This is a genomic window from Flaviramulus sp. BrNp1-15, assembly GCF_022259695.1.
Lineage (GTDB): Bacteria > Bacteroidota > Bacteroidia > Flavobacteriales > Flavobacteriaceae > BrNp1-15.
In genome coordinates this window covers 3543839-3568714 of the sequence record NZ_CP092099.1, presented here as the reverse complement: position 1 = coordinate 3568714, position 24876 = coordinate 3543839, and the positions used below count along the sequence as shown (strand labels likewise).

The following is a 24876-nucleotide window of genomic DNA, read 5'->3' as shown; positions in this document are numbered from 1 at the left end:
CTTTTTTTTAGTTATTTGTTTTAGGGTTATCCTAAATACGTTTTTAATACTTTACTTTTTGAAGCATGTCGTAATCTACGAATGCCTTTTTCTTTTATTTGTCTTACACGTTCTCGTGTTAAACCAAATTCGTCTCCTATTTCTTGAAGACTCATAGGTTGTCTTTTACTTATGCCATAATAATGGCGAATTACTTCAGCTTCCTTTTCAGAAAGTGTATCCAAAGCACGATTAACTTCTACATTTAATGAGCTTTTCATTAAATCGGCATCAGGTCTTGGTGCTTCGCTAGAAGTTATAACATCATATAAATTAGATGTTTCTCCTTCTCTAAACGGGGCATCCATAGAAAGATGTCTTCCAGAAATTTTTAAAGACTGCTTTACATCGCTTACTGTAAGGTCTAATCTTGTGGCAATTTCATCTGCACTTGGTGGTCTTTCGTGTTCCTGTTCTAAAAAAGAATAGGCTTTATTTATTTTATTTATAGACCCAATTTTGTTCAAAGGTAATCTAACTATTCGAGATTGTTCTGCTAAAGCTTGTAAAATTGCTTGCCTAATCCACCAAACAGCATAAGATATAAATTTAAAACCCCTAGTTTCATCAAAACGTTTGGCTGCTTTTACTAGTCCTGCATTGCCTTCGTTGATTAAATCGGGTAATGTTAAACCTTGATTTTGATATTGTTTTGAAACAGAAACTACAAATCGTAAGTTAGCAGTTGTGAGTGTATCTAAAGCTTTTTGATCTCCCTTTCTAATACGTTGTGCTAATTCCACCTCTTCTTCGGCGGTAATTAAAGGTATTTTACTAATGTCTTGAAGGTATTTGTCTAAGGATTTTGATTCTCGGTTGGTAACTTGTTTCGTGATTTTTAGTTGCCTCATATATTGTTTTAAAGTTTAAAATTTGTCGCAAAGAATAATATAACGTTTTTTATCGAGAAATCCTAATAAATAATATCTTTTCTTTTGTTAAATTTTAAACTTTAATTAACGGTGTCCTTTTCTTTTTTCTTTTTACCTAATAAATCACCTAAAACATTTTTTACAGCATCTTTAGTAGTATTTGGTTTTGTAGAATCGGTTTGAGTTTTGTTGTTACCTATAATGCCTCCTAAAACATCTTTAACTGTGTTATTTTGTTGTTTTTTAATGGAATCGGTTTTTGTTTTGTTTCCACCAATTACATCTCCAATTAAATCTTTTACTTTATCCTTTCCTTGATTGAGTAGTTTTTGCTTTTCAATCTCAATAAGTTGTTTTGTTAAGTTAGAAATACCGCTAGTTAAATTGGTTTTAACATTTGGGCTAGTAAGTGTGCCACCAATATTTGCAGTAACAGGAATAGTTATGTTTTTTGCTTCATTAGTATCTATCTTACCAATTAAACGGTTTACTTCGCTGCCTAAATATTTTGCAGGTACATTAAAAACTGCGTTATATTCCATTGTTTTATCAAAACTATGAGAGCCAGAAACGGTAATGGCAATATCTTCATATTTTAAATCGAAGGGTTTTACGCTAACTTTACCGTTGGCAAAATCTAATTTAGTTTTTAAATCTTTTAAATTAAGCTTATCAAAATCAACAAAATTTAAAGCGCCTTCTAATTTATTAATTAGCTCACCTTGGTTGTCTCCAATTCTTGTGGCTAATAATTCTGCTAAAGCACTCCCGGAAACACTATTTAAATCAGGAGAAAAACTATTGTCAAGATTTCCAGATATGTTAATGTTGGTATTTAATTTACCTTGAAGAATTTTAGCTATAGGCGCTAAGTTTTGTAAAAGTTCCAGACCTCTAAACGATTCGGCAATATCAAAACCATTGGCTCCAAGGTTTAGATTAAATGTTGGCGTTTCGTTTTTAGTTGAAACATCTCCAGAAATTGATAAAGCACCATCAAAAATACTAGACTTCATATCTTGAAGCGAAGCTTGTTGGTCTTTTATAAAAAGTGTTCCTGTAACGTCTTTTAAATTTAAATTATCATAAACCACTGTTTTTGCATTAGCGTTTATAGCGCATTCTAAGAATGATGGGATTTTTAATGATTCTTCATTAGAAGTGGTTTTGTTGTTTGTAGCTTCCTCATCATCAGCTGTCATAAAATCACTTACTTTAAACAGGTTAGAGTTTACATTAAAGTTTCCTTTAAGTGTATTGTCGCTTAGTAAAAAACCCATTAAATTTTTTATAGTTCCTGTCGCATTTATATCGCTATCTCCAGTTTTAGCTTTAAAATTATTAAGAGATACAGTTCCTGGATTAAATGTCATATTTGCTTCTGATATATGAATAGGGTTTACAATATCTTCTGATGAAAACACGAAATCGGTTATACTTGCTGTACCATTATTTTTAATTCGCTCATAAGCATTAGTTTTAATGGCGTTCATGTCAAAAGCAGTGTTTAATTTTGCCTTTAAAATACCTGTAAGAGCGTTTTCTAACTCTACAGGATACGCTTTGGTTATGTTTGCTAAGTTTAAAACACCATCTATATTTGCATTAACCAGCATATTTTTGGTAATATTTTTTAATGTAGCTGAAGATCTAAAAACATCATCATCAATTTTAAAATCCAGTTTTTTAATATCAACATAAGTATCGTCAATATTTCCTGTAGTATTCTTTATAGAGGTGTTAATTGAAATATTATTAACGCGTTTTGGTAAATCTGGATATTTAAATGATGCATTATTTGAGGTGATGCTAATATCTAAATTAGGAATAGTCTCGTCTGTACTTAAACCTTTTACAATACCTTTTACTTTAAAATCGCCTGTAGTTTGTACGTTTTCAATGTTTTTTGAATATTCTTTAGGAATTACTGCTAAGAAATTTTTAAAATCAGATTCCGGATTTTCAAAAGTGATGTCAATTTCTTGTCCGTTTTCAAGTTGCTTTACATAGCCCTGTAATTCTAAAGGTAATTCGTTTATGTAGCCTTTATTTTCTTTAAATGTATAAGTGTTATTATCTAGATCTAAACCAATTAATGCATCGAGTTTAATAGGATTGTTGCTTAAATAATTAGTACTGTCTATGCTTAGGCTAACATTAGCTTCACTTTTTGTGTCTAATTCTGAGGTTTCTGCCGAAAAAATACCACGACCAGAGTGATTGAGTTCTGTAACATAAATAGTTGTTTTAGAGACTTCATCAAGGTAGGTAAATGCACTTTTGTTTATGTTGTAGTTTTCAATATCAAATGAAAAACTTTTACCATCTTCAGAGGTTACTTGGTTTTCTTTTTCTTTGGTAATATCATAATTATTATTACCAAATTTATCAGTTTTTAAGGTTAGAAGTGCTTCATCAACAGATATGGAATTCACTAAAATAGGTTCTTCATCGGCATTTTTAAACAACTCTTTAACCGACATTGTAAAGGCTATATTTTTGGCTGTAGCAAAAGTTTCGTCTTTAAAAGGATCAAAATTTGTAATTACCAAATCGCTTACAGATACATGGGCCTCAGGAAAACTTCTTATAAAACTTAAACTAACATCGCTAAACTCAACTTTTGCATTTAGGTTATCGTTTATAAATTGTTTTACCATATTTTTTATTTGCCCTTGAAAAGCAAAAGGAATAGCTATTAATAGTGCTATTATAATGAGTAAAGTAATGCCGATAATTTTTAAAGCTTTCTTCACGATGTAGAATTTAGGTTGTTTTTATTTACAAATATATACGCAAAAATGATGCTAAAAGATTGAAAACAGTGAATTTATTGTTAAATATCTAAAGTAAATCAATTTCTTCATTCACTTTTAATTTAAAGCGTTTTCTAAATAAATAAACACCTAAATATAAAAATGGTGTATCGCAAGCTGCTACAATAACCTTAAATAAAAACCCGCTGATTAAGTACCCCTTAAAGTTGCTCCAAGGAAAAACTTCAAAAGAGCAAAGTAAAAATAACACTGAAAATGTATCGACAAATTGAGATAGCCAAGTTGAAAAATTATTACGTAACCATAAATGCTTGCCTTTAGTTAAGTGTTTCCAAAAATGATATATTCTAATGTCAATAAATTGTGCAAATAAATATGCAAGCATACTAGCTCCTACTGCCAAAATCGTCCTTCCAAAAACATTCGAAAAGACATCGTTTTTTATAGGGGATACTGAGGTGGCAGGTACACTATCTGCAAGAAATATTATTAAAACAGAAAAGAATGAAGCAAAAATTCCAACCACAACCACATCGTTTGCACGCTTTTTACCATAAATCTCACTAATTAAATCGGTGATTAAGAAAGTGATAGGGTAAGGTAAAATACCAACTGAAATTTCAAAAAGTTTGGTGCCAAAAATTTCTATATCAAACGGATACCAATAAAAAAACTTTTGAAAAATAAGGTTTGAAACGACAAGTGAGGTGATAAATAAAGCACCTAAAAGAATGTAAATACGTTGCGCAGCAAGTTTGTCTTTTAAAGTCATTTATAATTGTGAATAAATATTTTGTCAGTTCGAGTGATGCGACGCAGGAGCATTGTATCGAGAACTAATGTTTACTAAATTTCTTTTTTGCTAAGTTAGGAAGCCTTTCATATTCATTTTTAATTAAAGCCTTCTTTTTAGCTCTTGACCATTTTTTAATTTGTTTTTCAGTTTGTATAGCTATATCAACATTTGTGAATTCAGCATAATATTCTAAAATTATAGGTCTTCTTTTGTATGTGTAGCTATCTGTATGTTTTCCAGTTTTATGTTCAATAATCCGTTTGGTTAAGTTAGAAGTTAAGCCTGTATAATAGGTTTCATCTGAGCATTTTAATATATAAACATAATAAATTTTCATATTATAAAAACTTCTCGATACATCCCGATTAAAAAATCGGGACACTCGAAGTGACATATAGGTTTATTTTAGCTTTTGAGTCTTAATTTTATTAACGTTAATTTTTGTGAATAAATAGGTGTTGTAAATATAAAGTATTAAAAATTGTTTTAGTTATTTTGCCATTGCTATGGTAAAACCAACAACATATCACATTGCTTTAGGTAGCAATAAAGGCGATAAATTCAAGAATTTACAAGATGCCATAGATGCTATTCATATACAAATTGGGAATATTAAGTTAATTTCTAAAGTATATAAATCGGCTGCATTTGGTTTTGAAAGTGACGACTTTTTTAATTGCTGTTTGGTTTTAACCAGTTATCTAGACCCTAAAAAAGTATTAAAACATTTACTGGAGATTGAAACATCTTTAGGGCGCAAAAGAACTACAAAGAATACTTATGAAGCCCGAACAATAGATTTAGATATCATTTTTGCTGAAGAGCTTGTTTTAGATACAAAAAAACTACAGTTGCCACACCCCGAAATGCAGAAACGTAAGTTTGTATTACAACCGTTAAATGATATTGCTTACAAAGTAAAACACCCTATTTTTGATAAAGAAGTATCTGTTTTATTAAATGAATGTGATGACAAATCGGTTTTAGACCCTATTAATATATGGTTAAAAAACCCTAGTAAAGCATATGATTTTTCTAAATACAATTATATAGCTATTGAAGGTAATATAGGTGCAGGAAAAACAAGTTTAGCAACAAAAGTATCTCACGATTTTAATGCAAAATTAATTCTAGAACGTTTTGCAGATAACCCGTTTTTGCCAAAATTTTATAAAGATGCGCAACGTTATGCGTTTACTTTAGAAATGTCTTTTCTAGCAGACAGATACCAACAAATTAGTGATGATTTATCACAGCTAGATTTGTTTAAAGATTTTATTGTTAGTGATTATGATGTGTTTAAATCGCTTATTTTCTCGAAAATAACATTGGCAGAAGACGAATTTAGTCTCTATAGGAAATTGTTTTATTTAATGTACAAAGATATTGCAAAGCCAGAACTGTATGTGTATTTGTACCAAAATACAGAGCGTTTACAACAAAATATAAAAAAACGCGGGCGCAAATATGAGCAAAATATTGCCGACGATTATTTGGAAAAAATTAACGAAGGCTATTTAAGTTTCTTAAAAACACAAACCGATTTTAACGTAAAAATTATAGATATTTCTAACAGAGATTTTATTAAAAACCGAGCAGATTATTTGTGGGTTTTGGGCGAAATTTCTGGGTGAGCTTCATGGTTATTAAAGAATAAAATAAAGTTATGATTTTCAATAAAAATACAATTTTATATTTCTCTTTTCTTTTAATAACTTACTTAGTAAATGCCCAAAAAAGTAATATTCCATTTAAGGTTGATGCTCTTTTTGATGATAGTAAACCAAAAACACTAGGTCTTAAAGAGCCTGAGGGTAAAGAAACAATCACAATATTTTCACCTCAAATAAATGATAATAAGTACAATCATGGGGTGGTTTTATTCCCTTTTAAAGGCATGCTTTATGCACAGTGGCAAAGTTCTTCAGCAGATGAAGATTCCGAAGATACCCAAGTATTTTATTCACGAAGTTTAAATGAAAAAGATTGGAGTTTACCAATGACTTTGACATCAAAAAGCGGTAACGGAATTAAAACTAATGGAGGTTGGTGGAGTAATGGTGAAATTTTAGTTGCTTTTATATGTGTGTGGCCAAATGTAAACATTAAGGAAGGCTATACCGAATACATAACTTCAACAAATGGTATAGATTGGTCATGTCCTAAAAAAGTTAAGAACATTAAAGGGGAGCCAGTTTTAGGTATAATAGAACAAGATGTACATAAGTTACCAACAGGAAGGATTATCACTGCTTTTCATATGCAACCAGGTTTAAAGGTTAAGCCATTTTATACAGATGACTCTTTAGGTATTAATGGTTGGGTAGCTGGTAAGATGAAAAATTTACCATCAAAAAAAGAGATAAGCAGAGAGTTAGAACCTAGTTGGTTTTATAGAAAAATAGATAGTGCTTTGGTTATGATTTTTAGGGATCAGAATAGCACTTTTAAAAAATTAGCAGCTGTAAGTTTTGATAAAGGAATTAGTTGGACCCAACCTCAAATTGTTGATACTCCTGATTCACGAGCTAAACAAAGTGCTGGCAACTTACCAAATGGAACAGCATTTATGGTTAATAATCCATCTGGGACTAAAGATAGATTCCCTTTAGTGATAACCTTAAGTGATGATGGTTTTGTTTTTGATAGATCCTATTTGGTGAGAAGTGCAGAAGATAAAGATCTCCAGTTAATGAGATTTAAGGGGAAATATAAAAGAAAAGGTTATAGTTATCCAAAATCAATTATTTGGGATAATTACCTTTATATTTCTTATGCAACAAATAAAGAAGATGTTGAATTTACCAGAATTCCAATTAAAAGTTTATTGAATTAAAATTTTAATGAATTCCATAACTGTATTTAAGACTGCTTTTCCTTAATAAATTTAGCAACATCTACCATAGGTGCAACCCAGATATCATTTTCGTGTTCTGCTAAATACTGTATTAATTCGTTATGGGCTTCCAGCGAGACATCAAGATTGTGTTCGCCACCAACACCATGAAATAAAAACACTATTAGAGTTTCAGTTTCTATAGCTTTTTTAACAAGATCAATCATGTAAGCTCCAGAATGTCCATCAATAAAATAGGCGTTAACATCATTTAAATTAATGTCTTTTACAGCTTGCATACCCGAATTAACACCTCTTGCACCAACAAAATCGTTAGTAAGTAAGTCGTAGTAATTTGTATTGCCAATTTTTTTATCACCACAAGGGTAAGCAAAAGTTCTTTCGGTTTTTCCGTCAATAGCTTCTAAAAGTGTGTTGGTAATTCTTATTTCGTTTACTGTGCGTTCTACAGAATATTTACTTAAATCTCTTTCGGGTTGTACCCATTCTCTGCCTTCTCCTTGTCCATTGCATGGATGTGTTAAACTATGGTTTCCAAGTTCATGTCCGTTGTTGGCAGAAGTTCTCCAATCAGAAAGTCTGTTACTTGTAACTTGAGCATCTCCAATTAAATAAAAAGTGCCTTTTAAATTGAATTTATCCAGATACGGAATTACATTGTCTAGATGTACATTTAAAGCATCATCGTAGGTTAAAACAACAGCACTTTTTTCGCCATTCCATGTGTTAGATTTTTCCATTTTTGATGATTTGCAACTTGAGGTAAATACAATAAGAAATAGAATAAGAAAAACTCTCATGTTATAAGTTTAATTTAAGTTTTGTTAAGTAGTTAACGAAGTTAGTTTTTTAATTTATACAATCAAATTATAAGTTCGATTTGTCATATCGACAGAGTGAAGTATGAGCGACGAGATATCTCATTATGATGAGATTCCTCCTCGTTCCTCGTTCGGAATGACATAGTATTAATCTATAATATTGCTAAGTAATTAATTATTAGGTTGTAATGCATTGAAAATCAACTCTAATAGTATTTTAAATTTAGTGGCGTGCTAACGGCGCGACGTATCGAGAACTAATTTAATAAAGTTTATCAATGCAATTTTTTGCATTTCGACTGTGCTCAATGCAACATAAATTAAAACATTGAAAAAAGTGTTGTAACAATGCGACCTTTATTATTTTCTAAAACATGTTCATCAATAATTTGTTGGTCTTTTACCTTAGAATTAAAAGGCGCTTCTAAAATATTAACGCCGCTATTTTTTTTAATCCGGATCCCTTGTCCAGCAATGATATCTTGGTTTGGAATAAAGTTTCCTAAAGGCAAGTGTTCGGTTAAAATAATGTATTTGTAGGTATTAATTTTTTGAAGAATGTTTTGAATTTCAGCGTTTGATAAGTGTTGTAATACTTGGCGCAATATGATGCAATCCCCTTGCGGTATATCATCTTTAGAGATATCTAAACAATGAAATTTTAAGTTGTCATATTTAAACACGTTTTTGTTTCTCTCAATAAGTTTTTCAACAATATCTATAGCGATGTATTTTTTAGTGTAATTAGTTAGGTGTTTTCCAATATTAAAATCGCCACAACCTAAATCGCAAACCACTAAAGACTTCTTATGTGATTCTAAAAATGAAATAACAGCATTTAAATAAGGTGTTATAATTTTAGAATCGTGCGAACCTGTTCCAGAATAAAAATCAGAATCTTTTCCACCCCAAAGATGCAAGTTGTAAACCTGTTCCATTACGGCTTTGGTCGGCCAGGGTTTCTTAATTTTTTTAGTCACTTTTGATTTTTAGTTTCGAGAAAACATCCCAAACCACCACGCCACAACTCACCGAAATATTTAAAGAGTGTTTGGTTCCAAATTGAGGAATTTCAATAACCACATCACTTGCGCTAACCACATTTTGAGCTACGCCTTTTACTTCGTTGCCAAAAACTAAAGCGTATGTTGTATTAGGTTCAACTTTAAAATCGTTAAGCATGGTAGCATTTTCGGCTTGCTCGATGGCGCAAACTTTTATGTTATTGGCTTTTAGTTTTTCAACTAAATCCATTGTGTTTTCAACATATTCCCAATCCACTGTATCAGTACTTCCTAAAGCGGTTTTATGAATGTCTTTGTGTGGAGGAGTTGCCGTTATGCCACACAAATAAATTTTTTCAATTAAAAAAGCATCACTTGTTCTAAACACAGAGCCTATATTGTTTAAACTTCTAATATTATCAAGTACAATAATAATTGGAGTTTTCTCTACTTTTTTAAAAGCATCAACAGATAATCGGTCTAATTCGCTATTTTTTAGTTTACGCATTTTTAAATATTTTATGTCATTGCGAGGAGATACGACGTGGCAATCTATTTAATAGATGCTTCGACTGCGCTCAGCATGACAATATATTGTTGAAAATCTCAGTTTATTTGTAGATAACTTATACTGTATACGTTTCAAAAAAGCTTAAAATAATACTACATTAGCAATCTTACAATTTTGTCAAAAATAACATTAAAAAACCACTTTACCATTGGCTAAAAAAGCAAAAAAGGAAACCCCGTTAATGAAACAATATAATGCTATTAAAGCAAAGTACCCAGATGCTTTGTTGCTGTTTCGTGTGGGAGATTTTTATGAAACTTTTGGAAGCGATGCTGTTAAAGCTGCGGGTATTTTAGGCATTATTTTAACAAAACGTGGAGCTGGTAGTGAAAGCGAAACCGAGTTAGCAGGTTTTCCGCATCACTCATTAAACACGTATTTGCCTAAACTTGTAAAAGCGGGTGAACGTGTTGCTATTTGCGACCAACTTGAAGATCCAAAACAAACTAAAACCATTGTAAAACGTGGGGTTACTGAGTTAGTAACTCCTGGAGTGGCTTTAAATGATGAGGTTTTAGTTTCAAAGTCTAATAACTTTTTATGTTCGGTTTATTTTGATAAAAAACATATTGGTATTTCCTTTTTAGATATTTCAACTGGTGAGTTTTTAACTTCACAAGGTAATGCGGAGTATATTGATAAATTACTTCAAAATTTTAATCCAAGTGAAGTGTTGGTATCTAAACAAAAGCGAAGTTTATTTAATGAAACTTTTGGCAACGATTTCCATACTTTTTATCTGGAAGATTGGGTTTATCAAACCGATTATGCATACGAAACACTCACCAAGCATTTCAATACAAAAACATTAAAAGGTTTTGGTATTGAAGATTTATACGAAGGTATCATAGCTTCAGGTTCTATTTTACATTATTTAGGAGAAACACAGCATCATAAATTACAACATATTACGTCTATTTCTAGAATTGCTGAAGATGATTATGTGTGGATGGATAAATTCACGATTAGAAATTTAGAACTTTACAATTCTACCAATAACAATGCAGTTACACTTTTAAATGTTATTGATAAAACCATCTCGCCAATGGGTGGGCGTTTATTAAAACGTTGGTTAGCATTGCCTTTAAAAAGTATTGAAAAAATTAAACAACGTCACGAGGTTGTTAGTTTTTTAAGTAAAGAAAATACGGTTCTTCAAAAAATTCAAAATCACATAAAGCATATTGGCGATTTAGAACGATTAATTTCAAAAACCGCAACAGGAAAAGTGAATCCACGTGAGGTTATTCAGCTTAAAAACTCACTCGAAGCTATTGTTCCCATTAAATCTTTAGCTTCAAATTGCGATAATGAATCGCTTAAAATTATTGGTGATACACTACAAAGTTGTAATGTGCTTCGAGAAAAAATTAAAGAAACACTAAACGAAGATGCACCAGTAAATGTTTTAAAAGGCAATTCTATAGCAACAGGTTTTTCTGAAGAATTAGATGAGTTAAGAGGTTTATCAAAATCTGGAAAAGATTATCTGGATAATATGTTGGAGCGAGAAAGTGAGCGAACAGGAATAACTTCGCTTAAAATAGCTTCAAACAATGTTTTTGGGTATTATATAGAAGTTAGAAATACGCATAAAGATAAAGTTCCTCAAGAATGGATTCGTAAGCAAACTTTAGTAAGTGCAGAACGTTACATTACAGAAGAACTTAAAGAATACGAAGCGAAAATTTTAGGTGCAGAAGAACGTATTTTAGCTATAGAGCAACAACTGTTTGCAGAATTGGTAAGTTGGATGAATCAATACATTAAAGTGGTTCAACAAAATGCTTATTTAATTGGGCAATTAGATTGTTTATGTGGTTTTTCGCAACTAGCAAAAGATAATAATTATATCTATCCAGTTATTGATGAATCATTCGATTTAGAAATAAAAGAAGGTCGCCATCCTGTTATAGAAAAACAATTACCAATAGGCGAAGCATATATAGCTAACGATGTGTTTTTAGATACAACTAGTCAACAAATCATCATGATTACAGGGCCAAATATGTCTGGTAAATCTGCTATTTTGCGTCAAACAGCTTTAATAGTTTTACTCGCTCAAATAGGAAGTTTTGTTCCAGCTAAAGAGGCTAGAATAGGTTTGGTAGATAAAATTTTTACCAGAGTAGGAGCTAGTGATAATATTTCAATGGGAGAATCTACTTTTATGGTAGAAATGAATGAAACAGCATCTATCTTAAATAATATCTCCGATAGAAGTTTGGTGTTGTTAGACGAAATTGGTCGTGGAACTAGTACTTATGATGGTATATCAATAGCATGGGCAATAAGCGAATATTTGCATGAGCATCCTGCAAAACCAAAAACGTTATTTGCAACGCATTACCATGAGCTTAATGAAATGACAGAAACTTTTCCACGCATAAAAAACTTTAATGTTTCAGTTAAAGAATTAAAAGATAATGTGCTTTTTTTAAGAAAACTTGTAGAAGGAGGTAGTGCACATAGTTTTGGAATTCATGTTGCAAAAATGGCAGGTATGCCACAACAGGTTTTGCGTCGCGCGAATAAAATTTTAGAGAAATTAGAGCAGTCACATTCTAGTGAAGAGCTTACCGATAAGGTAAAATCTATAAAAGATGAAATGCAGCTTAGTTTTTTTAATTTAGACGACCCATTACTTGAAAATATAAAAGACGAAATATTGCATACTGATATTGATACACTTACGCCAGTTGAGGCGCTTATGAAACTCAACGAAATTAAGCGAATGTTAGTCAAAAAAAAACAAGCTTAAAATAAATTTCATTTATTTTCACAAAAGGCTTTGGATTTAGTAGAAATATTTTAAATTTGCATCCGCAATAGCGATATTGCACGTTCATTAAAAAGACTGCGAAAGTAGCTCAGGGGTAGAGCATCACCTTGCCAAGGTGAGGGTCGCGGGTTCAAATCCCGTCTTTCGCTCTGATACTTTCTTAAAATATACCAAGTTGCTGAAGTGGTGGAATTGGTAGACACGTTGGACTTAAAATCCAATGGACATTAGTCCGTGCGGGTTCAAGTCCCGCCTTCAGTACTAAAGCCTTATCTTTTATTAGATGAGGCTTTTTTTATTCAATACATTTTAACTTATCAATAAAAAACTCTTTGTAATCAATATTTGTGATTTCATGAGTTTTTTCAGTACCTCGAAATCTTATGGATTTAATTGGGGAATATTTTAATTTCATTATTTGAGAGTTTGATAGACGTCCTTTAAAATTAAATTCTCCACATTCAATATTCCATGAGTGATAAAATGTGATTGTTTGATTGTTTTCAAGTGTAACTTTCACGGTAGACCTATTGTTAGATAGGTAGCTGGCACAACCTAAATCTTTAGATAAATTAAAAAAGATATTTGTGCTTCTACCTTGTTTGTATAATTCTATGGTTAAATTTTCACTAATCCAGTAAGGTTCTGTTCTAATAGTGGCTTGTTTGTAAAATTCGTCATATTCATTTATAGTATAATGACAGGTCTTTCTCATTTTTAACCTTTCCAAAACAGATTCTTCTTCTTCTTCTTCTTCTTCTTCTTCTTCTTCTTCTTCTTTAATATTAGTAATAGTATCTAATTTTATTTTTTGGTTAAGTTCTTCTTGTTTTATTTTTTCTGCTTCTATAGCTTCTAGTCTGTTCCTTTCTTCAACTCTGGTAATTGAATCTTGTTCTTTTTGAAGCTGTTTAGCTGCTTCAAGAGCTTTCTGTTGTTTTCTTTGGATTTCCTTAATATTGGCAATAGAGTCAAATTTTCTTTTTTTGATTAATTGATCTTTCTTAATTCTTTCTGCCTTTAATTCTTCTAATTTTTTTTCTTCTACTACTTTTGCAATTGAGTCTTGTTTTATTTTGAGTTTTTGGGCAGCTTTAAGAGCTTTTTTTTCTTCTCCTTGTTTTTGCTTAAGATATTTTTCATTAGCTATTCTTAAAGCTTCAAGCTCTTGTTTGACTTTGGCAATAGAGTCCAGTTCTCTTTGTTTTTTTTCTTCAAGGTACTGTTCATTAATAAGTCTTAACGCTTCTAATTCTTGCTTAGCTTTAGCAATGGAATCTAGTGTCTTTTGATTTTTTTGTTGAATGTGTTTTTCATTAGAAACCCTAAGTGTTTCCAAATGTTTTTTGTTTTCTTCTTCAGCTTTTGTAATAGAGTCTAATTTTCTTTTTTGATTAAGTTGTTCTTGTTTTATTCTTTCTGCTTCAATTGCTTCTAGTCTTTTCTTTTCTTCTACTTTGGCTATTGAATCATTCTTTTTTTGAAGCTTTTTGATAGTTTCCAGAGCTTCTTGTTGTTTTTGTTCAATAATATCAGAATCAATAGGTTTGGTTAAACGTTCTCTTTTTTTTCGTCTTTCTTCTTTTTCTTGAATAGCTTTTAGTCTTTGTTTTTCTTCATAAGCAAAGTATAAATCCATCATGTTTTCATTAACATCTAAAAATTCATCTTTCACATATCCCTCTACGTCTTTATATTTTACTTTATAAGTGTACTGACCTAAATAATCAATAACCAAACATTTTTCATTTTCTTTAAACTGGATTAAGGGTTCTGAGTGGTTATTTAAACTTTTATAAAGATTACCGTCCTCAATAAATTTTGAGACAATATTCTTTTCTTGCGAAAATGTATTATAAGGAGAAATAAATAGAAGTGTATAAACAACTACTTTAAAAATTAATCGCATGTTTTAAGTATGGTAAGATTTAAGTTTTTAGTTATTCAAAAATAGTAGAAATATTTTTAATGATTTTTACCCTTTTACTGTTAAGTTTTCCCCATAAAAAAACCACCTAATTAGGTGGTTTTAAATTTTTCAAACAGTTCTATAAATTAGTCTGCTTTAAGCTTATTTGCTTCTTTTTTTACTGCATCAGCAGCTTTATCTGCTGTTTCACCAGCAGCATCAACAGCTTTGTCAACTGCCTCGCCAGCAGCATTAGCAGCGTCTTCTACAGCTTCACCTGCAGCATCAGCAGCGTCTCCAGCAGCATCAACTGCATCATCAGCTGCATCTTCTACAGCATCTGCAGCATTTTCAACAGCATCTTCTATAGAATCAGCCTTTTTTGTGTCTCTACAAGACGTAAAGCTTATACTTAAAGCTAACAACAAAATAGTACTTAATAATAATTTTTTCATTGGTTTTTGTTTTTAGTGTTTGTTAATTATTTTAGTCAAATGCCAATTTAATGACTTTTTATCAAAAATTAACAGTTTTTGAGTAATTCTTGATAGAAATATACTATATACGTAAATAATTAAGTATTTGGACGACGGCACCTCTATTTTTTTTGATATAGCTGTAGTTTTTATCTCCAGAGTTTAGCCTTAATTCTTTATCATCAATCAATTGGGTTAAAATTGTATTGAATTCATTTTGATTAGAAACTGAAAACATTCCACCATTTTTTATCATGGCTTGAGCTTCTGGAAATTTTTGATGATTATTACCAATAATTATAGGGACTCCAAAAACTGCAGGTTCTAATGTGTTATGTAAGCCTGTATTTCCTATTGCGCCTCCAACATAAGCAATATCTGCATAGTTATATGTTTTTGAAAGGATGCCTATGGTGTCTAAAATAAAAACCTCTGCATTAGAGACTTGTTTTTGTTCTTTTTCAGAAAATAAAACAGTTTCTTTTTTTATGTTTTCTTGAATATTTTTAATTTGAGAAGGTTTGATGTTATGCGGAGCAATAATAAATTTCACATTTTTTGATGCTTCAGAGTTAATAAAATTAATTAATAATTCTTCACCTTCTGGCCATGTGCTACCAGCGACAACACACAATTTATTGTTTTTGAAATTTTCAATATAATCTAAAGTGTTATCAATATTCAACTGACTGTAAACACGATCAAATCTTGTGTCTCCTGAAACAATTATATTGTTGTAGCCTATTGATTCTAATAAAATTTTAGAATCTTCATTTTGAGTAAAAATATGTTCAAAAGCAAATAAAGCTTGTTTTAATTCTGCACCATAAAATTTAAAATAAGATTGATTTTTTCTAAAAGTTGCAGAGATTAAAATGGCACGTAAATTTCTCTGTTTTATTTCTTTCAAAAAATTAGGCCAAATATCATATTTAACAAAAATGGTAAGTTCTGGGTTTACAATATTTAAAAATTGTTTAGCATTTTTTTTTGTATCAATTGGTAGGTAAACTACAACGTCTGCAATGGGAGAGTTTTTACGAATTTCATAACCCGATGGCGAAAAGAAACTTAGTACAATTTTATGTTTGTTATAGTGCTTTCTTAACTCTTTAAAAACAGGTAGTCCTTGTTCGTATTCACCTAAAGAAGCACAATGAAACCATAACGTTTTATCTTTTTTATTTAATTTCTCGTTTAAAGTTTTAAAAGTGGTTCTTCTACCTTTTACTCCAAGATTTATTTTATAGTTAAAAAATGCAATACATTTTAAAGCAAAATCTGTGATATGAATTCCTATGTTATATATAAAACGCAATATTTTTCCTTTGATGCTAAAATACATTTCTTTAAAATAAATTCATTGGTTAACGTTAATCATTTTTGTAATTTTGTTATATGTTAACCCACAAAGGGTATTCATTAAAATTAGTCTTAGTTTTTTCTCAACTAAACAGACTATAATTTTTTTTAAATGAAGAAAATTCAAATGGTTGACCTAAAAGGTCAGTATAACGATATAAAAGATGTCGTTAATCCTTCAATTCAAGAAGTTATTGAAACTACAGCATTTATTAATGGACCAAAAGTTCATGAATTTCAAAGGAATTTAGAGCAGTATTTAGGCGTAAAACATGTAATTCCATGCGCAAATGGTACTGATGCTTTACAAATAGCAATGATGGGCTTGGGCTTAAAGCCAGGTGATGAAGTAATTACTGCCGATTTTACTTTTGCTGCTACCGTAGAGGTTATAGCTTTATTACAATTAACACCTGTTTTGGTAGATGTAAACGAAGATGATTTCAATATTAACATTGAAGCTATCAAAAAGGCTATTACACCAAAAACTAAAGCTATTGTACCTGTACATTTATTTGGACAATGTGCAAATATTGAAGCCATAATGGAAATTGCTCAAGAGCATAATTTATATGTTATTGAAGATAATGCACAGGCTATAGGGGCAAATTATACTTATAAAAATGGCAATAAGGTTAAAGCTGGAACTATTGGAAATGTTGGTGCAACATCATTTTTTCCGTCTAAAAACTTAGGTTGCTATGGAGATGGTGGTGCTATTTTTACAAATGATGATGATTTAGCGCACACTATTAGAGGTATTGTAAATCATGGTATGTATGAACGTTATCATCATGATGTTGTGGGTGTTAATTCTCGCTTAGATAGTATTCAAGCGGCTGTTTTAAATGCAAAATTACCTCATTTAGATAACTATAATAAAGCAAGACAAAATGCTGCTAAAAAGTATAATGAAGCTTTTAAAAACATAGAAAGTATAATCACACCTGTTACAGTTAATAAGGAATGTGAAGGTATATGCGACACTTGTGATTGTCATGTTTTTCATCAGTATACTCTAAAAATAAAAGGAATAGATAGAGATGCATTGGTTAAGCATTTAAATGAAAAAGGAATTCCATGTGGTGTCTACTATCCTATTCCACTTCATAATCAAAAAGCATATAAAGATAGCCGTTATAATGAAGAAGATTTTAGGGTAACCAATCAGTTGGTTAAAGAAGTAATTTCATTACCAATGCATACAGAATTGGATGATGAGCAAATAGAATTTATTACATCAACAATTATAAAATTTGTAAATGGATAAAGTATTAGTAACAGGAGGATTAGGTTTTATTGGATCGCACACCGTTGTTGAATTACAAAATGAAGGTTATGAGGTTGTAATAATTGACGATTTATCAAACTCATCTATTAAGGTATTAGATGGAATAACTGCAATAACAGGAAAAACACCCATTTTTGAAAAGTTAGATTTAAAAGAAAAAGCTGAAGTTGAAGCCTTTTTTGCAAAACATAACGATATTAAAGGTGTAATTCATTTTGCAGCTAGTAAGGCTGTTGGAGAAAGTGTAAAAGAACCATTGTTATATTATGAAAATAATATTGGAACTTTGGTTTATATTCTAAAAGAATTAAGAAAACTACCAAAAGCAAATTTTATATTTAGCTCATCTTGTACAGTTTATGGACAAGCAGATGAGTTACCAATAACAGAAAATGCGCCTGTAAAACAAGCAGAATCGCCTTATGGGAACACAAAACAGATTGGTGAAGAAATCATTAGTGATACATGTAAAGCAATACCAAATTTAAAAGCAATTGCACTTAGATATTTTAATCCTGTTGGTGCGCATGAGTCAACAGAAATAGGAGAATTGCCAATTGGTGTCCCACAAAATTTAGTGCCATTTATTACACAAACAGCAATAGGTTTACGTGAACAATTATCTGTTTTTGGAGATGATTACCCAACTCCAGATGGTACATGTATTCGTGATTATATTCACGTGGTCGATTTAGCAAAAGCTCATGTTATAGCTTTAGAAAGATTACTTAATAATAAAAATAAAGAGAGGTACGAGACTTTTAATCTAGGTACAGGTAAAGGGAGTTCTGTTTTAGATGTAATTAAATCTTTTGAGAAGGCTTCTGGAAAGAAATTAAACTATAAAAAAGTAGGAAGAAGAGAAGGCGATATTATATCCGCATACGCAGATACAAAAAAAGCAAATAATGAATTAGGTTGGGAAACAAAGTTAACTTTAGATGAAGCTATGCTTTCAGCATGGAAATGGGAACAGAAAGTTAGATCTTAAAAAAATAAAAAAGAAAAAGGTTGCTAATTAGCAACCTTTTTCTTTTTTAGACTTGTTATTACCAAAATAATCATTCCGGTGGTAACCGATAAATCTGCCAAATTAAAAATACCAGTTTTAAAAACTCCTCCTAGATCAATAAATAAGAAATCGGTAACTTTTCCAAAGGCTATTCTATCAAAAACATTAGCAATACCACCTCCTATAATACTAGAAAAAGCAAATAGAGACCAGTTATCTAAAGATTTATCTTTTAAAATATGCCGTAAAACAAAGCCTAAAACTAGTATTGGTAATATAAGTAATAATATAACTCTAAGCGTTTCATTTAATTCGCTACCCATTCCAAGAAAAGCACCTTCATTCTCAACATTCATCATAATGAAAGCTTCACCAATTAATGGGATACGTTCTCCTGGGTTAATTTCGGTTCTTAAGTCAATATTAGCTCTAACAATTACTTTAGAAATTTGATCTGTAGCAATAGTTAAGATAATAACTAGAGCAATAAAAATAGAGCGTTTGGATAATTTCATTTAGTTAATAGTCTCAAAAGTTGCTGAAGCTGTTTCTGCTTCTCTGTTAATTTTCTTTACTAAACCTTGTAAAACTTTACCCGGACCAACTTCAGTAAATAAAGTAGCGCCATCTGCTATCATTTGTTGAACAGATTGAGTCCAACGAACAGGTGCGGTTAACTGAGAAATTAAATTTGATTTGATTGCTGTTTCATCAATTACAGCATTTGCTGTTACATTTTGATAAATAGGACAGTTAGGTTTGCTAAACGTAGTATTTTCAATTGCAGCTGCTAGTTCTTCACGAGCAGGTTCCATTAATGGCGAGTGAAATGCGCCACCAACAGGTAGCACTAAAGCTCTGCGAGCACCTTCATTTTTTAGAGTTTCACAAGCTTTCTTTATAGCTTCAACTTCTCCTGAAATAACAAGTTGTCCAGGGCAATTATAATTGGCAGCTACTACAATACCTTCAGTTGTAGCACATACTTTTTCAACAACATCATCTTCTAAACCTAAAACTGCAGCCATAGTACTTGGTTTAAGTTCGCAAGCTTTTTGCATTGCTATAGCACGTTGAGACACTAATTTTAAACCATCTTCAAAAGTTAAAGTGCCATTAGCTACCAATGCTGAAAATTCTCCAAGAGAATGACCAGCAACCATATCTGGTTTAAAACTGTTGCCTAAAGTTTTTGCTAGAATTACAGAGTGTAAAAAAATGGCAGGTTGTGTTACTTTAGTTTCTTTTAGGTCTTCAGCAGATCCTTCAAACATGATATCTGTTATATGAAACCCTAAAATTTCGTTAGCCTGTTCAAATAATTCTTGTGCTAAAGGTGAGTTTTCATAAAGATCTAAGCCCATTCCTGAGAATTGTGCGCCCTGACCTGGAAATATATATGCGTTCATTTCGATTCAAATTTTAATGCTGCAAAAATAGAAATAAAATTACAACTATAAGTTATTAGTTGCAGCTTCTGCACATCGTTCGCCATCCATAGCTGCCGATACAATTCCTCCGGCATAACCACCACCTTCTCCACAAGGGTATAAATTTGAAATTTGAGGGTGCTCCAAGGTATCAGTTCTAGGGATAGAAACTGGCGATGAGGTTCTGGATTCTACACCAACTATATTGGCTTCTTCAGTGTAATAACCTTTCATTTTTTGTCCAAATGCTTGAAAACCTTTGCGTAATCTACTTCCAATTAATTTTGGTAAAAGCGAATGTAAAGGTGCGGAATTTAATCCAGGTTGATAAGATGTAGAATTCAAATCGTTTGATAGTTTACCTTCAACAAAATCTGTTAAACGTTGAGCAGGGGCAACTTGACTTCTTCCACCAGAGGTAAAAGCAAGTTTTTCTAAATTTTTTTGGTATTCTAATCCTTTTAAAACTCCAAATTTTTCATATTTGGGTAAATCTTTATTCACATCAATTTCTACAACAATACCTGAATTTGCGTATAAATTATTTCGTTTTGAAGGCGACATACCATTAACTACAACTTCTCCATTTGCAGTTGCCGCCGGAACTATAAAACCACCAGGACACATACAGAATGAGTAGACACCACGCCCGTTTACTTGTTGGACTAAACTATATGAAGCTGCCGGAAGTAATTCATCACGCTCTCCTGTGCAATGATATTGAATAGAATCAATAATATGTTGTGGATGCTCCACACGAACACCCATTGCAAACGATTTTGCTTCTAAAGCAATTTGTTTATTGTAAAGTAGGTAAAAAATATCTCTGGCAGAATGCCCTGTTGCTAAAATTACTTTTTCTACAGCTATCTCTTCATTATCATTAAGTTGGATAGACTTGATTTTATTTTCTTTTATAATGAAGTCTGTAACTCGAGTTTCAAAATGAATTTCTCCACCAAATTTTAAAATGGTTTCTCGAATATTTTGAACCACTTTAGGTAGTTTGTTTGTGCCAATATGTGGATGAGCATCAATTAAAATTTGCTCTGTAGCACCATGAAAAACAAGGTTTTCAAAAATGCGACGTACATCACCACGTTTTAAACTTCTGGTATATAATTTTCCATCGCTGTAAGTTCCGGCTCCTCCCTCACCAAAGCAATAATTAGAATCTTCGTTTACAAAATGGTCTTGATTTATAGCTTTTAAATCTCTACGTCTATCTTGAACATTTTTACCACGTTCTAAAACAATAGGTTTAAAACCCAATTCTATACAACGTAAAGCAGCATACATACCTGCAGGACCAAAACCTATAATATGAATGGGTTTAGCTTTAGAAACATCTTTATAGTCAAACTGGTATTCAGAAGTTTCAGGAAGCGGTTCATTTATAAAAACTGCTACTTTATAATTAAAAACAATTTTTGGTTTTCGGGCATCAATAGATTTTCTAAGGATTTTTATACCTGTAATATCGTCTTTACTAATATCTAATTTTAGGGCAGATTTTATAACTAGAATATCGCTAATTTGCTCTTCTTTGAGTGTAATACGAAGTTGTATCTCTTTTACCATGCGGCAAAATTAATCATTAAAAATTCTAATTAAATCGTTTATAAAACATTTTCTCCACACACCCCAATCATGTCCGCCGTTAATTACTAAAACTTCGTTTTTTATATTGTATTCAATAAAAAAAGTTCTTAAATCTGCTACAACTGTAAAAATATCGTAGGCATCGTCATCGCCTGTAGAAATATAAAATTTAGGATAAGTAATGTTTCCTTTTTTAGTGCTCATTAATTTCCTATATGAGTAAGATTGCCAAATAGAATCGTTAAAAACACCATTTTTTCTAAATACATCTATTTTACGTGAAGAAGAAATATCAGGAGGCAATGGATAATATGCTGCTGGACTTAATAAAATTGCTGCTTTAAATAAATGAGGATATTTTAAACTAAAACCTAAAGCACCGAAACCGCCTGCAGAAACTCCTGCAATTAACCTGTTTTCTGTATTTATATTTAAGTTATATTTTGTTTCTATTAAAGGTGTAAATTCTTTAATATAAGCAGATTCCATAAGTTTTTTGCTATCTACATACCAAGTGTTTTTAGCATTTAACGATACCGCTATTAAGGGTTTTATGGCTTTAATTTTAATTAAGCTGTCTAATATAATTTTAACATTGCCTTCTTCTTTAGCAAACCAATTATTTTCACTGCCACCGTGGCCATGTAATAAATAGATAATACGATGATTATTTGCGTTTTTGTAATTAGGAGGTAAATAAATCTCGTAGTTAACATGCTCATTTAATTCATTAGAAAAAAAATTATCTTTTAAAATTGTAGACTCTAATTTGTCGTTTATTTTAGTTGCATTGCAACCAGCTAAAAAAAGCAAACAAACAAACAAGAGTTTTTTCATTTTCTCTGGTAAGTAATAAACGAAAACTCATAATCGTGATTTTCATCTTTTTTGTGAAAAACATTTGCTGTTTCCTTCCAGATATTTGAGTCTATTTTTGGAAAAAAGGTATCGGCCTCAAAATTTTCGTGAACTCGAGTCAATTCAATTTTATCAGCAAAGGCTAAAGCTTGTTTGTAAATTTCGCCTCCACCAATTATAAAAGGTTGTGTGTCATTTTTAGACGCATCAATGGCATCTTCTAAATTATTAACAATAATTACGCCGTTAGGCGCTTTATAATTTTCTTGTCTTGTAATAACAACATGTGTTCTATTAGGAAGTGGTTTAGGAAAGCTCTCAAAAGTTTTGCGCCCCATAATTATATGATGACCATTTGTTAAATTTTTAAAACGTTTAAGATCATCACTTAAATGCCAAATAAGTTGATTGCCTTTACCAATAGCATCATTTTCTGCAGCTGCAACAATAATAGTTAGCTCAGAACTTTTGGTTTTACTTTTAGTTTCATTATATACCTGCGTTTGAGCAATAAGCTTTTCTTCTTTAACAAAACCAGCTTTTAGTTGTTCTATACGTTCTTGTTGTTTAGAAATCAATTTATCTAATTGTTGTTTTTCCCATGCTTTACCCATAAATTTATGTGTAACAAACACATTGAATAAATGATAAAGAAAAAAGAATAGCCATAAGAGAATTGCGTATAAAAACCATTCTTTTCCTAAAATTGTAAATTCTTTGCCTATACCTAAAACGGTATTTGCAAGAATTAAAAAAATAGCTCCAATTAAAAAAATAACGAAATGTATGTATAAACGCTTTTTTTGCTTAATACGTTTTTGTGCGTTTTCAATTAATTCTAATTGGTCTTTATCTATTTGCGGGGTTGTTTTCTTTTTTCCGAACATACTGGTAAAATAATGAGTGTAAAGTTAATGCTTTTTAGTGATATGAAAAGATTAAACTATTAACTTAAAAAATCTTGATTTGTGTAATCGGTTACAATTAAAACTCTTTGATAATCAGTTAAAAACGATTTTAAACACATTGATAATCCTACAAATATTATGCTAATTTTTTTAGTAACTTTAAATTTATGTGAACCCATATTAACAAATTGATAATTTTTTAAAAGTGTATCATGTAATTGATTGTGCTTCTAAAAATGTTTATAAATTTGTCCTGAAAAACAACACTTTAAAATTAAAAATTATGTCTATTAAAAAGCAATATTTAAAAACAAAACCAGTATGTAAAGTAACTTTTTCTTTACCTGCTGAAGACGCAAAAAAAGTATCTGTAGTTGGTTCTTTTAACGAATGGAATGCAAAAAAAGCGCCTCTTAAAAAATTAAAGAACGGAACTTTTAAAGGAACTTTTGATTTAGAAACAGGAAGTACTTATGAGTTTAAGTATTTAATAGATGAAACAGTTTATGTTAATGATGAAGCTGCTGATGCTTATGCTTGGAATGATTTTGCTGGAGCAGAAAATAGCGTTATAAACTTATAATAAAGTTTTTAATAAATAAAAAAAGCACTTTCATTTGAAAGTGCTTTTTTGTTTTTGCTATACTGCAACCACACCTTTTATATGTGGATGGGGGTTATAATCTATTAAAGTGAAATCATCAAAAGTAAAATCGAAAATATCTTTTACTTCTGGATTTAATATCATTTTAGGTAATGGTCTAATATCTCTTGAAAGTTGAAGTTCTAATTGCTCATAATGGTTACTGTAAATATGAGCATCACCAAAAGTATGGATAAATTCACCAGGTTGATAACCACAAACTTGAGCCATCATCATAGTAAATAATGCGTATGACGCAATATTAAAAGGTACACCTAAAAATATATCTGCACTTCTTTGATAAAGTTGACAAGATAATTTACCATCAGCTACATAAAATTGAAAAAAAGCATGACAAGGAGGGAGTGCCGCTTTTCCATTAGCTACATTTTCACTAAACGATTTAGAAGTATCAGGTAATACCGAAGGATTCCAAGCAGAAACTAACATTCTACGACTATTTGGGTTGTTTTTTAGGGTATGAATAACTTCTTTTATCTGATCAATCTCATCGTCATTCCAGTTACGCCATTGGTGACCATATACAGGTCCTAAATCTCCATTCTCATCAGCCCATTCATTCCAGATGCGAACACCGTTTTCAGTTAGGTATTTAATATTAGTATCACCTTTTAAAAACCAAAGTAATTCGTAAACTATAGATTTTAAATGTAACTTTTTGGTAGTTACCATAGGAAATCCTTCCTTTAAGTCAAATCGCATTTGATAACCAAAAACACTTTTAGTGCCTGTTCCTGTTCTGTCTCCTTTTTCATTACCGTTTTCTAAAACGTGTTTTACTAAATCGTGATATTGTTTCATAATATTTCCCACGAAAGTGGAAATCTCTTTTAGGTTATACATTT

The 24876-nt window shown here is 31.0% G+C and carries 22 protein-coding genes and 2 tRNA genes; 8 read left to right on the top strand and 16 right to left on the bottom strand.

The genetic code is table 11. The annotated features are described in order from the left end of the window. Positions 1-26 precede the first annotated feature (26 nt). From MBM09_RS15840 to MBM09_RS15825, 4 genes are all read right to left on the bottom strand, one after another. Positions 27-890, bottom strand: coding sequence for an RNA polymerase sigma factor RpoD/SigA (locus MBM09_RS15840; RefSeq protein ID WP_238674716.1), 864 nt, complete (start codon positions 888-890; stop codon positions 27-29). Between the two features lie 101 nt (positions 891-991). After that, on the bottom strand, positions 992-3667 hold the full coding sequence (locus tag MBM09_RS15835) for an AsmA-like C-terminal region-containing protein (protein WP_238674714.1): 2676 nt from the start codon (positions 3665-3667) through the stop codon (positions 992-994). An 88-nt stretch (positions 3668-3755) separates the two neighbouring features. Then, positions 3756-4460, bottom strand: coding sequence for a queuosine precursor transporter (locus MBM09_RS15830; RefSeq protein WP_238674713.1), 705 nt, complete (start codon positions 4458-4460; stop codon positions 3756-3758). A 64-nt stretch (positions 4461-4524) separates the two neighbouring features. Further along, positions 4525-4821, bottom strand: coding sequence for a GIY-YIG nuclease family protein (locus MBM09_RS15825; protein WP_238674711.1), 297 nt, complete (start codon positions 4819-4821; stop codon positions 4525-4527). A gap of 169 nt (positions 4822-4990) precedes the next feature. Here MBM09_RS15825 and folK point away from each other — a divergent pair, with 169 nt between their 5' ends. After that, positions 4991-6118: a 2-amino-4-hydroxy-6-hydroxymethyldihydropteridine diphosphokinase gene (folK, locus tag MBM09_RS15820; RefSeq protein ID WP_238674710.1), complete on the top strand. Its 1128-nt coding sequence runs from the start codon at positions 4991-4993 to the stop codon at positions 6116-6118. Between the two features lie 32 nt (positions 6119-6150). Then, positions 6151-7320, top strand: coding sequence for an exo-alpha-sialidase (locus tag MBM09_RS15815; protein ID WP_238674708.1), 1170 nt, complete (start codon positions 6151-6153; stop codon positions 7318-7320). Positions 7321-7346: 26 nt separating this feature from the next. Here MBM09_RS15815 and MBM09_RS15810 read toward each other — a convergent pair whose 3' ends face one another. From MBM09_RS15810 to MBM09_RS15800, 3 genes are all read right to left on the bottom strand, one after another. Next, a complete protein-coding gene (locus tag MBM09_RS15810) occupies positions 7347-8081 on the bottom strand; it encodes a polysaccharide deacetylase family protein (RefSeq protein WP_238674707.1) in 735 nt (244 codons plus the stop codon). A gap of 401 nt (positions 8082-8482) precedes the next feature. Next, positions 8483-9100 (bottom strand): class I SAM-dependent methyltransferase, encoded by a 618-nt coding sequence (locus tag MBM09_RS15805; RefSeq protein ID WP_238674705.1) that lies wholly within the window; start codon positions 9098-9100, stop codon positions 8483-8485. 34 nt (positions 9101-9134) lie between these two features. Then, positions 9135-9674, bottom strand: a complete 540-nt coding sequence (locus MBM09_RS15800; RefSeq protein ID WP_238674704.1) for an RNA methyltransferase — start codon at positions 9672-9674, stop codon at positions 9135-9137. A gap of 211 nt (positions 9675-9885) precedes the next feature. Here MBM09_RS15800 and mutS point away from each other — a divergent pair, with 211 nt between their 5' ends. From mutS to MBM09_RS15785, 3 genes are all read left to right on the top strand, one after another. Further along, positions 9886-12498, top strand: a complete 2613-nt coding sequence (gene mutS / locus MBM09_RS15795; protein WP_238674702.1) for a DNA mismatch repair protein MutS — start codon at positions 9886-9888, stop codon at positions 12496-12498. Between the two features lie 98 nt (positions 12499-12596). Continuing rightward, positions 12597-12668 (top strand) — tRNA-Gly (locus tag MBM09_RS15790). Positions 12669-12696: 28 nt separating this feature from the next. Next, positions 12697-12780: transfer RNA gene (locus MBM09_RS15785), tRNA-Leu, on the top strand. Positions 12781-12814: 34 nt separating this feature from the next. On the opposite strand, the gene MBM09_RS15780 is transcribed toward MBM09_RS15785, so the two are convergent. The 3 genes from MBM09_RS15780 to MBM09_RS15770 all read right to left on the bottom strand — a co-directional run bounded on the left by MBM09_RS15780 (position 12815) and on the right by MBM09_RS15770 (position 16249). Further along, positions 12815-14428, bottom strand: a complete 1614-nt coding sequence (locus MBM09_RS15780) for a cell envelope integrity protein TolA (protein WP_238674700.1) — start codon at positions 14426-14428, stop codon at positions 12815-12817. A 146-nt stretch (positions 14429-14574) separates the two neighbouring features. After that, complete coding sequence (locus tag MBM09_RS15775; RefSeq protein WP_238674698.1) at positions 14575-14883, bottom strand: hypothetical protein; 309 nt, start codon at positions 14881-14883, stop codon at positions 14575-14577. Between the two features lie 103 nt (positions 14884-14986). After that, complete coding sequence (locus MBM09_RS15770) at positions 14987-16249, bottom strand: 3-deoxy-D-manno-octulosonic acid transferase (RefSeq protein WP_238674697.1); 1263 nt, start codon at positions 16247-16249, stop codon at positions 14987-14989. A gap of 129 nt (positions 16250-16378) precedes the next feature. On the opposite strand from MBM09_RS15770, the gene MBM09_RS15765 reads away from it, so the two are divergent. Together MBM09_RS15765 and galE are read left to right on the top strand one after the other, a co-directional pair. Beyond that, positions 16379-17536, top strand: coding sequence for a DegT/DnrJ/EryC1/StrS aminotransferase family protein (locus MBM09_RS15765; RefSeq protein WP_238674695.1), 1158 nt, complete (start codon positions 16379-16381; stop codon positions 17534-17536). Then, the gene (gene galE / locus MBM09_RS15760) at positions 17529-18548 is read left to right on the top strand and encodes a UDP-glucose 4-epimerase GalE (protein WP_238674693.1); all 1020 of its coding nucleotides are present in this window, start codon (positions 17529-17531) and stop codon (positions 18546-18548) included. The genes MBM09_RS15765 and galE overlap by 8 nt, the downstream gene beginning before the upstream one ends. Positions 18549-18571: 23 nt before the next feature. On the opposite strand, the gene lspA is transcribed toward galE, so the two are convergent. The 5 genes from lspA to MBM09_RS15735 are packed head-to-tail and all read right to left on the bottom strand — an operon-like array spanning position 18572 to position 23346. After that, positions 18572-19084 (bottom strand): signal peptidase II, encoded by a 513-nt coding sequence (lspA, locus tag MBM09_RS15755; protein WP_238674692.1) that lies wholly within the window; start codon positions 19082-19084, stop codon positions 18572-18574. Then, positions 19085-19978 (bottom strand): ACP S-malonyltransferase, encoded by an 894-nt coding sequence (gene fabD / locus MBM09_RS15750; RefSeq protein ID WP_238674690.1) that lies wholly within the window; start codon positions 19976-19978, stop codon positions 19085-19087. 45 nt (positions 19979-20023) lie between these two features. Then, complete coding sequence (locus MBM09_RS15745; RefSeq protein WP_238674688.1) at positions 20024-21580, bottom strand: NAD(P)/FAD-dependent oxidoreductase; 1557 nt, start codon at positions 21578-21580, stop codon at positions 20024-20026. 9 nt (positions 21581-21589) lie between these two features. Further along, positions 21590-22438, bottom strand: coding sequence for an esterase family protein (locus MBM09_RS15740; protein WP_238674686.1), 849 nt, complete (start codon positions 22436-22438; stop codon positions 21590-21592). Then, on the bottom strand, positions 22435-23346 hold the full coding sequence (locus tag MBM09_RS15735; protein ID WP_238674684.1) for a dihydrofolate reductase: 912 nt from the start codon (positions 23344-23346) through the stop codon (positions 22435-22437). Before MBM09_RS15735 ends, MBM09_RS15740 begins: the two co-directional genes overlap by 4 nt. A gap of 304 nt (positions 23347-23650) precedes the next feature. On the opposite strand from MBM09_RS15735, the gene MBM09_RS15730 reads away from it, so the two are divergent. Further along, positions 23651-23950: an isoamylase early set domain-containing protein gene (locus MBM09_RS15730; RefSeq protein WP_238674683.1), complete on the top strand. Its 300-nt coding sequence runs from the start codon at positions 23651-23653 to the stop codon at positions 23948-23950. Between the two features lie 57 nt (positions 23951-24007). On the opposite strand, the gene MBM09_RS15725 is transcribed toward MBM09_RS15730, so the two are convergent. Then, the gene (locus MBM09_RS15725) at positions 24008-24832 is read right to left on the bottom strand and encodes a thymidylate synthase (protein ID WP_238674681.1); all 825 of its coding nucleotides are present in this window, start codon (positions 24830-24832) and stop codon (positions 24008-24010) included. Positions 24833-24876: the final 44 nt, after the last annotated feature.